Origin of the sequence: Pseudoalteromonas sp. 1CM17D (assembly GCF_023161805.1) — a bacterium.
Taxonomy (GTDB): domain Bacteria; phylum Pseudomonadota; class Gammaproteobacteria; order Enterobacterales; family Alteromonadaceae; genus Pseudoalteromonas; species Pseudoalteromonas atlantica.
Genome location: NZ_JALNTP010000009.1, coordinates 123,659 through 136,992 on the forward strand (window position 1 = coordinate 123,659; position 13,334 = coordinate 136,992).

Sequence of the window (13,334 nt, forward strand, 5' to 3'; positions counted from 1 at the left end):
TGAATCGTTTAGGAATTCAAAATGAAAAACTATTTACTCGCACTATTGATTTTTATTGGGTATCTATCACCCATTCAAAGTGTTTTCGCTAGTGAAGATGAACATGAAGGCGAAGAAGGCATAAGCAAAATCGACAATAACATGGCAAAAAGGCTTGGTGTTGAAACAGCCTATTTAGCTTCAAAAACGTTGAACCAAACTATCCCTGTATACGGCTCTACGACGATAGGCGCTGAACAATTATTTCAAGTTAGCGCTAGATATAACGGCGTTATAAAGACAATAAACTTCACTGTTGGTGATACGGTAAAAAAAGGCGATCTATTAGCCGTTATTGAATCTAATGAGAGCTTAAATACTTATAAAATAACATCGCCTGTTTCTGGGACTGTTTTACAGAGAAATGGAAATATTGGCGGTATCACGCAAAACACTAGCTTGTTTGAAATCGTCAAATTTGACACCTTGTGGGCTGAATTTAAGGTGTTTACCAGCCAATATAATCAAATCAAAGTCGGTCAGCATGTTGATATTGAGCATGGTGAACAGGCATTCAACTCAACCATCACCAATATAATTCCAGCTAAAGATCAGTCTTATGTTTTAGCACGTGTACGTTTAAATAACACTGAGCTAAACCTAACCTCAGGCCAATTATTAATGGGCAGCGTAAAGATAAACCGATTTGAGGTGGATTTAGCCGTCGAGAAAGTTGCGATACAAGAACTGGGAGGACAATTAGGTGTCTTTGTAAAAGAAAATGAAGAGTACGAGTTTGCACCACTTGTCCTTGGTCGTTCAGACAAAAACTATATCGAGGTCATTGATGGCCTCAGTAAAGACGCTGAATATGTAAACAAAAACAGTTATCTGATTAAAGCAGATATCTTGAAATCTGAAGTAGAAGACGACGATTAGGAGACGCAATATGATTGAATCAATTTTGCGTCTTGCAATAAATAGGCGCTATTTAGTATTAAGCTTGCTGATGGTAATCATCGGCGTTGGTATGTGGAGTTATCAAAAACTTCCCATTGATGCTGTTCCAGATATAACAAACGTACAGGTACAAATAAATACCTCTGCCCCCGGTTATTCACCTTTAGAAGCGGAGCAAAGGGTAACTTTTCCAGTAGAAAACGCATTAGCTGGACTACCAAAGCTGTCTCACACCCGCTCTCTTTCAAGATATGGTTTATCCCAGGTGACCGTTATCTTTGAAGAGGGAACCGATATTTATTTCGCACGCAACTTAATCAATGCAAGATTAGCTGCGATAAAAGGCGTTATTCCCTCTGGCTTAGAGCCAGAGATGGGTCCTATTTCCACAGGGCTTGGTGAAATATTTATGTATACCGTACAAGCTTCTCCTGACGCTAAAATGCCTAATGGAGAGCCTTATACCGCTATTGCTTTAAGAGAAATACAAGACTGGATCATTAAACCGCAATTGGCTCAAGTTAAAGGCGTCATTGAGGTCAACAGCATCGGCGGCTATAACAAGCAGTATCATATAACGCCGAAACCCGAAAAATTACTTTTTCATCAGGTAAGCTTTGAAGACGTTTCTGATGCATTACGTAAAAATAATGATAACCGTGGCGCGGGTTATATTGAGCAAAACGGACAACAAGTGTTAGTGCGCTCCATCGGGCAACTTGCGACAATGGATGAAATCCTCAATGTCATCATCAAAAAGAACGATGGTATTCCTGTAAAAATAAGTGATGTTGCCAATGTTGCTATAGGCAAAGAACTTAGAACAGGGGCTGCTACTCGTAATGGCATTGAGACAGTGCTTGGTACAACCATGATGCTGATTGGTGAGAATTCTCGCACCGTTGCTTTAGAAGTGGAACATAAGCTCAGCGAAATACAAAAATCTCTGCCAAAGGGCATTACCGCAGAGCCTGTTTACGACAGAACAACGTTAGTAGATAAAGCGATTGCAACCGTTACCAAAAACCTCGTTGAAGGTGCGCTTTTAGTTATTGTTGTGTTATTTATTCTACTTGGAAATTTACGTGCAGCTCTCATTACCGCTGCTGTTATCCCTATTTCCATGTTAATGACAATCACAGGTATGGTGCAAGCAGGAGTATCTGCCAATTTAATGAGTCTCGGCGCATTGGACTTTGGCTTGATAGTGGACGGGGCTGTAATCATCGTTGAAAACTCTGTCCGTAGGTTAGCACAGGCCCAACACAACGGTCATAGGCAAGACTTAAGAGAACGCCTAAATACCGTTTTTGAAGCCACTTCAGAAGTGATACGTCCAAGCTTGTTTGGTGTGGCAATTATCACTGTTGTTTACATCCCCATTTTCACGCTAACTGGCGTTGAAGGGAAAATGTTCCACCCTATGGCGGCAACTGTCGTTATGGCGTTAATTTCCGCAATGATCCTTTCAGTTACACTGGTTCCTGCTGCTGTAGCTGTGTTTATGAAAGGTAAAATCAGCGAAAAAGAAAGTGTAGTTATTCGTTCAACCAAGTCTATTTATGAACCATTGTTAAAAATGGCGATGAAATTTCGTTGGATTATTGTCTCATTCTCAACGCTGTTAATGGGGTATAGCCTTTGGTTAGCAACTACGCTTGGGACAGAATTTGTTCCTCAATTAAATGAAGGTGATATTGCACTACAGGCATTAAGAATTCCATCGACTGGCCTAGAGCAATCAGTAGAAATGCAAGAAGTACTTGAGCAACGTATTAAAGCGTTTCCTGAAGTTGATAAAGTATTCTCGCGCATCGGCACACCAGAAGTAGCAACTGACCCAATGCCACCGAGTATTGCTGATATCTTTGTTATTTTAAAACCACGTAAAGATTGGGCCGAACCTTCAAAGCCAAAGAGTGAATTAGTTGAAGAAATGGAAGAGGTACTGAAAAACATTCCGGGCAACAACTATGAATTCACTCAGCCTATTCAAATGCGTTTCAATGAATTGATTTCTGGCGTTAGAGCTGATGTCGGCATCAAAATATTTGGTGATGATTTGGATCGGTTATTACTCACCGCAAAAGATATTCTAAATATAGTGAAAACCGTGGACGGTGCTGCTGATGCCCGAATGGAACAGGTCACAGGTGTTCCATCTTTATCAGTAATTCCTAAACGAGAAGCGCTTGGTAGGTATGGTTTGAGCGTTACCGAACTGCAAGACTGGGTTGCTACTGCAATTGGCGGTGAATCTGCGGGGATCATTTATGAAGGAGACAGACGATTTGAGTTAGTTGTTCGTCTACCGGAGCAAATAAGAACGGATATCGATAGCTTGAAGCATCTGCCGCTTCCACTTGAGAATGGTAACTATGTGCCACTTGAAGAAGTTGCAGAGCTTAAATCTGAGTCTTTACCTGCTCAAATTAGCCGTGAGAGAGGTAAAAGAAGAGTTGTGGTTACCGTCAATGTTCGTGGTAGAGATTTAGGCGGTTTTGTCAAAGAAGTGAAAGCTAAAATTAATCAGGAAGGAGAAATTCCAGCAGGATACTGGCTTGATTATGGCGGAACCTTTGAACAGCTAGAGTCAGCGAGTAAAAGATTAAGCTTAGTTGTGCCGATCACACTAATTGTTATCTTAGGTATTTTGGTTATTGCATTTGGTTCATTAAAAGATGCATTGATCATTTTCAGTGGTGTACCGTTAGCATTAACTGGGGGCGTAATTTCTCTTTATTTAAGAGACATGCCTTTATCTATTTCGGCAGGTGTCGGCTTCATTGCATTGTCAGGTGTTGCCGTATTAAATGGCTTGGTTATGTTGGCTTTTATTCGAGATCTTTGGCATGAAAAAGGCGACCTTTACGTAGCGATCATTGAAGGTGCCATCATTCGTTTAAGACCTATTTTAATGACGGCACTGGTCGCAAGTTTAGGTTTTATTCCAATGGCGTTAAACACTGGAATTGGTGCAGAAGTGCAACGACCACTAGCAACAGTTGTTATCGGCGGTATTGTATCTTCTACAATTTTAACTTTGTTTGTATTGCCTATTTTATATCAATGGGCGCATGGCGCTGAGAGTAGTAAACAGCAATCTGACGAAATTTAAAAACAAAAAAGCAGCTTAATTTATGTTTAAGCTGCTTTTATATTTAATCTTTTTATTTTAATTTTTAAAGTTTAATTCGCATCATCTCGGCAAGTTTCTTTAGGAAACTCAAATTCAATGGTTGTATGAGACAAGCGATAGGCAGAAAGTCTCTTAGCCACTTGTTCCTTAAGTTTAATTAATTCATCAACGTCAGTTTTTTCGACTAATTCTATGTGAGCAGTTAATACGTGACTTTCGCCATCTAACGACCAAAAATGCAGATGATGTACGCCATTAACTTCTGGAAGGTTAGTTAGCGACTGTTTTATACTTTCTTGAGTTTCTTCATCTGGCGCGGCCTGAAGAAACAAGACAATTGTTGATTTCAGATTTTTAAAAACATTGAACAAGATAAACAATGTGAAGCCAATAGATAGTAACGGATCTAAAATGGGCAAATCTACAAATAACAGCACAATAGATACAATAAGCACAGCAACCCAGCCAAGTACGTCTTCAAGCAAGTGCCATGTAAGTACTTTTTCATTTAAGGTTTCTCCAGCTTTTAATTTTAATACAGCATATCCGTTAACGGCAACGCCGAGTATCGCTAGCCCTAACATCCCCTCGACTACAGGCATTTCAGGATTGGACAGCCTTGGAATTGCTTCAAATAAAATCCAAATTGAGCCAATGATTAAAACAATACTGTTTATCAATGCGCCAAAGAGTGTAAGTCTACGATAACCATAACTAAACTTATCTGATGCTTCTTTATCTGAAAAACGACTTAAAATCCACGCAAAACCTATTGAAAGACTATCACCAAGATCGTGAACGGCATCTGCCATTATCGCCGTACTGTTAGTGAGCCAACCACCTATAAATTCTATAATAGTGAATGTCACATTAAGGAAAAATGCCCAACCAATACGGTCGTCTTTACCATGCTGATGACTGTGACTATGGTTGTGCATTTTGTACCTCCAGTACTTTTTTATTTCTTATTTTTGATACATTCATATTAATCAAATGTCGGATCACTCGTTGATACAACCAACGTTTTACACCTGATAGATTAGTACCTTTTTCGAGATAGAACTTATCTGGTGAATCATAAAGCCCAAAGTCGTCATGAATACCTTCTTTTTGAATATAGGTATCCTCTCCACGCCAATCCGTACCGGGTGAAGATAAGCACTTTGTTGCAACACCATAACCACAAAACTCATCTTTTGCTTGGCTAAATTTCTGCTGTAGTGAGCTTAAGTATTGCTCATCCAATATAAAGCCCTCTAAGTTTATCCAACGCCCTTCAAAGTAAACTTCTACCCAACTATGAATGATGTATTTAGGTGCTAACCAAAATACATAGCTTGGGATAGCACCTTTTTGTAGTTGCTGATCAATGGTAAAACCATGGAAACGACACTGGATACCTAGTCCACGCAATAGTGCCATTAACAGATTACCCTTAGTATTACATTGTCCATAACCATCTGCTAGCACATCGCTTGCTGAAATATCATCACTCTTGTTATAGCCAAACATTATTTCATCTTTTACAAACTGATAAGCGGCACCAGTTTTGTTGAAATTATCCAAATTTTTCCACCCTCGTTGATCGATCAGGGATTGGATATCTTTGTGTTCAAAATTAACGATATTCGTATTGTTTAAATATTTCTCAGTCATTTTTATATATCCCTTTCGTTGCATACCTATACTATAGATCCTATAGTAACTATAGAGTCAAATGTCTGGGGGAAATTGATGAAAATAGGCGAATTGTCAAAAAAATCGGGCTGTTCAGTACAAACGATTAGATATTATGAAAGAGAAGGATTACTGTTAAATCCAAACCGTTCAGAAGGTAATTTCAGGCTGTATGATAGTAAAGCACTTAAACAATTGGAATTCGTAAAGCATTTTCGCAGCCTAGATATATCACTCAATGATATTAAACGTCTTATCGAATTAAAAAATAAGCCAGAAGAAAGCTGCTCTAGCGTTAATGCATTAATTGATCAGCAACTTGCACTAGTGAATAAACGTATGAAAGAATTAAGGGCGCTTAAAGCTGAATTACAACAGATGGCAAGTGCTTGTGGTTCAGACAATACAATTGAAGCGTGCGGCATCATCAAATCATTGGATAGCTAAACTAAATATAACTTTAGGTTAGTAGTATTCACAAAGGCAATAATGAAAACCATTGGCAAATTAGCACAATCATTAAATTTAAATGTAGAAACCATTCGTTTTTATGAACGAGAAGGGCTGATTACACAACCTGAAAAACCAATATCTGGTTATAGACAATATGACGAAACAATAGCAGGACAACTTAGGTTTATCACAAAAGCCAAAGCGCTCGGCTTTACGTTAAGAGAAATAAAATCGCTAATGTCTATGGACAGCAACTGCGCTCAAGTTGAGCTATTAAGCCGACAAAAGTTAGCAATCATTCGAGACAAAATTAATGACCTTCAACGTTTAGAGAAAGTAATTGTGGATATGACAAATACCTGTATGCAAAACGAAGATCCAACACATTGCCCCATAATTGATTCATTAAAATGATTGACTCCGTACTTATATACGGAGTTTAGAATGATGGTAATATCAACCAATAGACTTTCAAATGATAAATAAAATATTAGGCAGAGTAGGCTCTAGTGGCGTTTGGCTAGCGGCACGGCCTGCTTCCCTGCATTAAGGTCACTTGCATCGGCATTAGGACTAGGCTTCTTCTCTCACTTCGAAGGAATAGCTGTAAATACGCTTTTACCTATTTTTGCATCTTTGGAACTATTGGTAAACTTATACAACTGGCACAAAAATAAAAACCATACCAGAGCTGTCTTCAGCATTCTAGGGCCTGTAGCAGTGCTATTAACGCTTTATCCTCTTTGGCTATATGATTGGAGCACATACCTATTTTACTTTGGTATTTGCTTAATGGTCGTTATGTCGGTTTTGGATATCGTAAAACCAGTAAGGGAGCAAACATGCAACGTATGGCTAATTGCCGTCGTTGAAACGATTAACGGTCAATATCTGCTTTTCGCTCAAATAAGACCCAAAAAATGGCTCATATAGCTATCTAGGTTAACGCTTTCAAAAACAGAAGTATATTTCCGATAACTACCTTTGAATTCCTATAAACGGAAGTTTGCTTCCGAAATATAGCAATATTGGGTTAGAAACCGGAAGTTTACTTCCGTTTTGTACTTTAAGATTATAAGTGGTATCTAATGAAAGCTCGGAAGTCCAACTCGTTTCTACCCCATTGTGTTTTACGTTAGTTTTTCTACACAGCATTCAGTTTAGTATTTGACTTACTTTACCTTATGACAAAAACTCTAGCTATATGGTCAAACTTACTCATCCACTGCAGTCCGTCAAGTTGATAGCTATTCAATAACTAAGTGCCGGTTAATAGCTTTTTTACACTCAAGGGTAAAGCGCCCCCCCATGTCCCTATCTACTTCGAACCTTTTCTTTTCCGAATCGACAAACCTTACAGTTGTTTTTATGTGCTCACCTTCACCGCTCAGGATGAGGGTAAGAGTGTTCTCATCTACCTCTTTGTAACCGAGAGTTAGCTTCTTCTCTCCAGCTTGGTTGTATATGTCATATTTTGGATAGTTGTCATCAACCTCCACAGCGCCTATTTTATCGCTTTCGCCTAGTAGTGGTTCAAGAACAATATCTTGAATAACCTGACAAGCTAATAGGTATAAAGGAGAACCCTGCGCTTGTTTGATGATCGACCTTAGCTGGATGCTTCTATACAGGCCACCAAATGTAGCCCCTTCACTACTGGTCACTAAACTCTCCGCTATTTCATGGGCAGCAACAAACATGTTCAGTATATCCTCTTGTGAGTTGGATTTTTCAGTTGATGGGGTTTCAACCACTTGATTCACTATGGGGGATAACTCTCCACCTAAGAAGTTTGTTAGATGGAGTGTTTCGAAAAAAGCATCTCGGTAGGTATTTATATCTGAGCTATCCAAATTAATCACCCTCATCCCAATTTCATAATGCAGTGTTAGTGCACATTGATTTAAATACTGAATTAGCTGGATGATCAGACTTTCTTTGATGTGCCTATTCGGCGTTTCTTTGGCTTCTTCGTTTTGCAATAGGTTTAGAGCTTCTTCTAGTAGCCTTTCGGTATTCCGAAAGTAGTAGTCAATGGCTCGTATCGCTTCATCACAGACACTTAGTTTACCACGTTTAATTAGACGGTCTTCCGCATACACCTTTGAGTGAATTGCTGGCAAGTCATCTGTTGAAATAAAAGTAAATGCACGGTCAGAGGATAATTTACCAAACTGCTTAATTAAAAGACGCTCACTAACATCATACTCATCTCTAAGGTGTCTATTTATTACTTGCTGCTCCTCTAATTCGGATGGCTTATTTGAGTTGTGAGCTATCAACCATTGAATTAATGTCGTAACACAAAAAACAACAGAAGCCAGCGGTATCCGATAGGTTTCTAATGTATGTTTTAGCCCCTCAGAGAAGCCAGAGACATTTTGAGCCATAGAGACCAATGTCAACACTACAATTAGAGTGAAAAATGGCAACACCCAAAACCAAATGGATTTGTATGGAGGTTGCCTTCTAGCTTTGCTCTTTATTGTGTCCATAAATATTTCTCAGTCAGTAGGTTATGTACTAGCTTACCCTATGAAACCCGTCATAACCAACAGAGTTTGCTTGCGTTGCACATCATCCACACTGCCAGAAAGTCCGCCGTGGCGAGCCGCTTATTCAATACATCACCTAATTCTAACTGAGTTAATTTAACAACCTATGTAACTCAAAATTGTCCAAGAACGAGCTTAAACGACCGTCCGCTTCTCGCTCTAGGTCGAACTTCATTACAGTCCCAAAACAGACGCTAATTGACAGTTTTTGGTTCGCTAGCTAATACATCCTTAATCCACTTACTATAATTGGAAATTCTCACTTGATATGCAGTTGTACCATATAACCCACCCTTAAAATCAGAAATATCGCCATGCGCTAATTGCCAACTTGAAAGCCCTACAAGAAAGGGTATACCACCCTGATAAATGACAGAGGCTCCACCACTATCACCTGAAGCGTGCATTCCCTCTAGAGGTAATCCATTAGGTGCCTTATCAAACCTGAATGTCAGCCAATTAGTTTCTGCATTTTCGATAATATTTTGGAAGTGATTCAGCTGTTTCAAAGATTTAGTCTCAGACTCTTCGCCAATAAGCCCATTACCTGTGGCACCTCTACCAAAAACTGTAACTGTTTTTCCTTGTTCTTTTGTGTTTGTGTAAAGAGTAATCGGTAATACATCGCTCACAGGCGAAGTTAATTTGATTAATGCAATATCACTTCTTGCTTTAAAAAAACTCATTAAAGGCGCTAAATTTCCTTTCAACAAACTTTCGCTAGGTTTTTCAAATTCAGGATGTATGTACACTTTTTCAATTTGATATGTATTTGATCCAATCCTTAAACTTTTACCAATATAATTATAAAAAATGGTATGCGCGACAGTTACAACCCACCTTGGGTTAATTAAAGCGCCATGCCCTTCATGAGGCATATCCACTAAGAAGTTAGGAGCTTCTTTCGACACATAATTCTCAGGGGGAATATCATGCCTTTTTACAACAGCGAGACAGCTAATAGAAAAGACAAATAGAAAAATGAAAAAGAAAGCTTTCATAGTGCGTCCATGTTTTTATGAATGCTTTACAGGCTACCTTGCAAGCTAGGAGAAGGCAACTAATTCGACCGTCTGCAATTCGCTCATAGCAGTCTGCCTGATGAAGTCTAAACGTATTCACTTAAACTGTAAGATCAGATATGAGCTGGTACAACTTGACTAGTACACCATTATGTTTTTAAATTAAAGCTGTTGTTTACTTAATAAACATCCAAATACCGGCAGCGATCATAAACAGGTTTTCTGTTAGGGAGATAAACCCTAGTGGTACGTTACTGTCACCGCCTACACACGCACATTTTAACTCTCGTTTATCTATATAGACTGCTTTTATCACTGAAACAGCACCAACCCCACCTATGAACAATGAAATAGGGGCAATAATATAGGCTGGTAATCCGGCTATCATTCCAACGCCAACAAATGCTTCTAAAAATGGGTAAACATAGGCGTACCTGACTACTTTCATAGCGACTAAGTCATAGGTTATAAATGAATTAGTAAAGCTAAATAAGTCTTGAAGCTTTTGTATTGCTAACACTGCCATTGTTAGGGCTACAAATAGTTCAGCGGTTTGCATTGATAATAAGCTATTATTCGCTGCAAAACTAAATGCCACACTAAGCAAAAAACTAACCGAAAAAATCGCAATCACGGGCGTGTAAGTTGTACCTTCTTGCCCAGCTTTTGGCTTATCAAAGTAATCGCGTAAGTCGTCATAGCCACCTATACGTTTATTATCAATAAATGTTTGAGGTGTAGTTTCTACACTGTGTTGTTTTTTAAATTCATCTGTTTGCTCTCGAGAAGTTAATAGCTGATCATCAACTGTATATCCCTCTCGCTCTAGTAGGTCTTTTGATTTTAAACCAAACGGGCAAATATGCTCATCTGTGGCCATTCTAAAAAGTTGGGCTGATTTACTCATGTTTAGCTCCCTTTTATGTATTGGTATAAAATTTTACTTAGCATTAAAATCCGGTACGGTCCTAGATTGTGCTTGCTCCTGAGTTTCTGCTAGGCCATTTTTCTCTATATCCTTTAGTAACCACTGCATTTCTTTAATCTCACGACGCTGTGCCTCAATAATATTTGTTGCAAGCTCTTGGACTCGCTTATCTTTGATTTTTGCCCTTTCACTGGTGAGTATTGCAATTGAATGATGTGGGATCATCGCCGACATCCATGAGCTATCATCAACAGTCGCTTGTGATCGAACTAAAAATAAACTTCCCGCAAATACGGTAACACTAGCAATGAGTACTGTTATATTTTTCTTTTTATCTTTATACATATTGAGCATGAAAAGTAGCATTATCACTGCCATCATGGCTCCCATATAAAGCGCCATATAAGTGCGAGTTTCACTAAAAAAAACATGACTTAGCTGATAAGTATTCAAATACATCAGTACAAACATGACTAATGTTGATGTGGCTATCATTAAGAAAAACTTTAAATACTGCGACATTAGATGGCTCCTTTCTATCATTTACTTTGTATATCATTTATACCAATGGGTAATTCTTACAGGTTATTAGGCGTAAACCCACTATATATTTAATCATTGAATCAATGTTTATTATTACATCAAGAGTTGTGCCATAAGTGTTAAAACTGCTCAGCGTATTTGCTAATATGCTTATAAGTATTTTGCTGTAAATCGTGCGTAAGCATTTCAATATTATATTTATAAAAGCGATCGCCCATTTCCATACCTGGCGTACCAGCAGGCATAGCGGGAACAGAGAGCCCTATCGTCTTTTCAGGATGTTGTTCAGCTAAAAACTGTTTTATATGTTTGGCGGGAACATGACCTTCAAATACAAATCCATCGGCTGAAACGGCTGTATGGCATGACCGCATATTTGGTTTTATTTGATACTGAGATTTAATCGTCCCCATGTCATTGACGTTAATTGCTTTTGTTTGAATATTGTTTTCGCTCAAATGAGCAATCCACTTATTACAACATCCACAATTTTTACTTTTATAAACGGTAAGCTCAATTTTAGGTTTTTCTGAATTCTCATAAGTTATTAATGCTTTATGTTGTTTTTCGATACTTATCGCCGAAAATGACATAGTTAATGATAAAAATAACGCTGAGGTAATGTAGATTACTCGCATTGTTAACTCCTTAATTTGACCAATGAATATGAGTGATTTTCCAACCTGTATCGGTGTTTTTTAATGTGATTGATTCCATTCCCATAGACTTAATATCTTTTCCTTTGTACTTTCCTTGAGTTTTACTTCTTGAAATTGAGTAAGCTATGTCTCCATTTGTGTAAACTTGATGCTCTAGTAGTTCACTATTAACAGCACTTAAGAATTTCATATCCGCTATCATATGATGTTTCGCGTATTCATCTGCAGAACGCTCAACACTTCCGCCTTCAAAAATGATGACATCGTCGGCCAGTAATTTACGTGCAGCTTCGCGATTGCCTTGTTTTAGAGATGCATGAAATAGGCTGACTGTTTTTGCAGCCTCGCTATCAACATTGACAAAGGCCTTGCCTTTTTTTGAATATTTTTCATCGTCATGTGCACTAACAGTAAAAGAACTAACAGTGCTAAAAATTAGTAGCAATAAAATTTTTAAATTAAAGGATTTAATTAACATACGTTTCCCTTTTTATTAATCGTTAAATAGGCGGACCAACAAGTGTGGTAAATACACTTGTTGTAATAAGTACAAACAGGGCAATTACTATTTCAACAGTAATCGAGCGTTTTAATATACTTATATGGTGTTGTTGAGTGATTTGCGGGACTAAAAAAAGCTTATGCCATGCACCTAGGAGCAGCATCGCGCTGACGAGTAACAGCTTTAATAAAATTAGTTGCCCATAATCTGATGTAAACAATGCAGAAAATGACTCTAGGTACTGCAGGAGCAGAGTTAAGCCCGAAATAAGTAGTACAAATACAATAACAATAGCGAGTTGACCAAAGTAATGCATTAACCGCTTTACTTCACTGGTAGGTAGTAAAGTGCAGCTTTTGTAAAGCGGCCACAATGACCCTAACCAGCTCGCAATGGCAATAAGGTGAAAGGTTAAAATACTTTTCACTAACCCATTTTCGTTTGCACTGTGCCCAGTAAAAGTGAAGCTATAAGCGATAAACCCAAGCATGATTAGTATAACGGCACCGTTTTTATAACCTGCTACGTTATCATCTGATTCCACATTCCACATACATGCGCTAATTAGAGCAATAATAAGCGCTGGTATTCTAAACCTTGCTTGGTCACCTATGACTGATTGCCAAACAATTTCAAGCATAAAGGGGTCAAACATTCCCATAAAGCCTGATTCAGCCATTGCTCCAGCTTCTATAGGTACTTGTAAAAGTGCAGCAATACTACCTGTAACTACACACGTAATTTGCCAACGTTTTAAGAACTGATGAAAGCTAATTAAGTGATGCCCTGCAACATTGCTGTTGCCACACATAAAGCGCATTAATAAAGTGCCCGCAAGCCCTACAATTGCTATATAGCTTGCTAGTTTTAATAATAGTAAGAGCACTGACCATTCACTTAATTGCATGATGTTGCTA

Annotated in this window: 14 protein-coding genes; 5 read left to right on the forward strand and 9 right to left on the reverse strand. The window is 38.4% G+C overall.

All coding sequences use genetic code 11. The features are described from left to right. Positions 1 to 21: 21 nt before the first annotated feature. Both MSC25_RS15700 and MSC25_RS15705 read left to right on the forward strand, forming a co-directional pair. Positions 22 to 918: an efflux RND transporter periplasmic adaptor subunit gene (locus MSC25_RS15700; protein ID WP_248443926.1), complete on the forward strand. Its 897-nt coding sequence runs from the start codon at positions 22 to 24 to the stop codon at positions 916 to 918. Between the two features lie 10 nt (positions 919 to 928). Beyond that, complete coding sequence (locus tag MSC25_RS15705) at positions 929 to 4,057, forward strand: CusA/CzcA family heavy metal efflux RND transporter (protein WP_248443927.1); 3,129 nt, start codon at positions 929 to 931, stop codon at positions 4,055 to 4,057. Positions 4,058 to 4,128: 71 nt separating this feature from the next. Here the strand turns inward: MSC25_RS15705 and MSC25_RS15710 are convergent, their stop codons facing one another. Together MSC25_RS15710 and MSC25_RS15715 are read right to left on the reverse strand one after the other, a co-directional pair. Beyond that, entirely contained in the window at positions 4,129 to 5,016 is an 888-nt protein-coding gene (locus tag MSC25_RS15710; protein ID WP_029771724.1) for a cation diffusion facilitator family transporter, read from the reverse strand. Next, positions 5,003 to 5,734, reverse strand: coding sequence for a transglutaminase family protein (locus MSC25_RS15715; protein ID WP_029771726.1), 732 nt, complete (start codon positions 5,732 to 5,734; stop codon positions 5,003 to 5,005). The genes MSC25_RS15710 and MSC25_RS15715 overlap by 14 nt, the downstream gene beginning before the upstream one ends. A gap of 78 nt (positions 5,735 to 5,812) precedes the next feature. Between MSC25_RS15715 and cadR the strand changes: the two genes are divergently transcribed. The 3 genes from cadR (at position 5,813) to MSC25_RS15730 (ending at position 7,141) form a co-directional block, all read left to right on the forward strand. Next, entirely contained in the window at positions 5,813 to 6,202 is a 390-nt protein-coding gene (gene cadR, locus MSC25_RS15720) for a Cd(II)/Pb(II)-responsive transcriptional regulator (RefSeq protein WP_096041309.1), read from the forward strand. A 42-nt stretch (positions 6,203 to 6,244) separates the two neighbouring features. Continuing rightward, positions 6,245 to 6,622, forward strand: a complete 378-nt coding sequence (locus tag MSC25_RS15725) for a MerR family transcriptional regulator (RefSeq protein ID WP_074498699.1) — start codon at positions 6,245 to 6,247, stop codon at positions 6,620 to 6,622. Between the two features lie 102 nt (positions 6,623 to 6,724). After that, a complete protein-coding gene (locus tag MSC25_RS15730) occupies positions 6,725 to 7,141 on the forward strand; it encodes a MerC family mercury resistance protein (protein WP_223230624.1) in 417 nt (138 codons plus the stop codon). A 314-nt stretch (positions 7,142 to 7,455) separates the two neighbouring features. On the opposite strand, the gene MSC25_RS15735 is transcribed toward MSC25_RS15730, so the two are convergent. From MSC25_RS15735 to MSC25_RS15765, 7 genes are all read right to left on the reverse strand, one after another. Then, on the reverse strand, positions 7,456 to 8,703 hold the full coding sequence (locus tag MSC25_RS15735) for a hypothetical protein (RefSeq protein ID WP_248443928.1): 1,248 nt from the start codon (positions 8,701 to 8,703) through the stop codon (positions 7,456 to 7,458). Between the two features lie 254 nt (positions 8,704 to 8,957). Beyond that, the gene (locus MSC25_RS15740) at positions 8,958 to 9,764 is read right to left on the reverse strand and encodes a trypsin-like serine protease (protein ID WP_055018908.1); all 807 of its coding nucleotides are present in this window, start codon (positions 9,762 to 9,764) and stop codon (positions 8,958 to 8,960) included. A gap of 196 nt (positions 9,765 to 9,960) precedes the next feature. Continuing rightward, positions 9,961 to 10,692 (reverse strand): glutaredoxin, encoded by a 732-nt coding sequence (locus MSC25_RS15745; RefSeq protein ID WP_248443929.1) that lies wholly within the window; start codon positions 10,690 to 10,692, stop codon positions 9,961 to 9,963. Positions 10,693 to 10,725: 33 nt separating this feature from the next. After that, positions 10,726 to 11,235: a DUF305 domain-containing protein gene (locus MSC25_RS15750; protein ID WP_024032683.1), complete on the reverse strand. Its 510-nt coding sequence runs from the start codon at positions 11,233 to 11,235 to the stop codon at positions 10,726 to 10,728. Between the two features lie 140 nt (positions 11,236 to 11,375). Continuing rightward, on the reverse strand, positions 11,376 to 11,894 hold the full coding sequence (locus tag MSC25_RS15755; RefSeq protein ID WP_004588799.1) for a DUF411 domain-containing protein: 519 nt from the start codon (positions 11,892 to 11,894) through the stop codon (positions 11,376 to 11,378). A 10-nt stretch (positions 11,895 to 11,904) separates the two neighbouring features. Continuing rightward, the gene (locus MSC25_RS15760; RefSeq protein WP_008109928.1) at positions 11,905 to 12,393 is read right to left on the reverse strand and encodes a nuclear transport factor 2 family protein; all 489 of its coding nucleotides are present in this window, start codon (positions 12,391 to 12,393) and stop codon (positions 11,905 to 11,907) included. Between the two features lie 22 nt (positions 12,394 to 12,415). Continuing rightward, the gene (locus tag MSC25_RS15765) at positions 12,416 to 13,324 is read right to left on the reverse strand and encodes a CopD family protein (RefSeq protein ID WP_024032685.1); all 909 of its coding nucleotides are present in this window, start codon (positions 13,322 to 13,324) and stop codon (positions 12,416 to 12,418) included. Positions 13,325 to 13,334 lie beyond the last annotated feature (10 nt).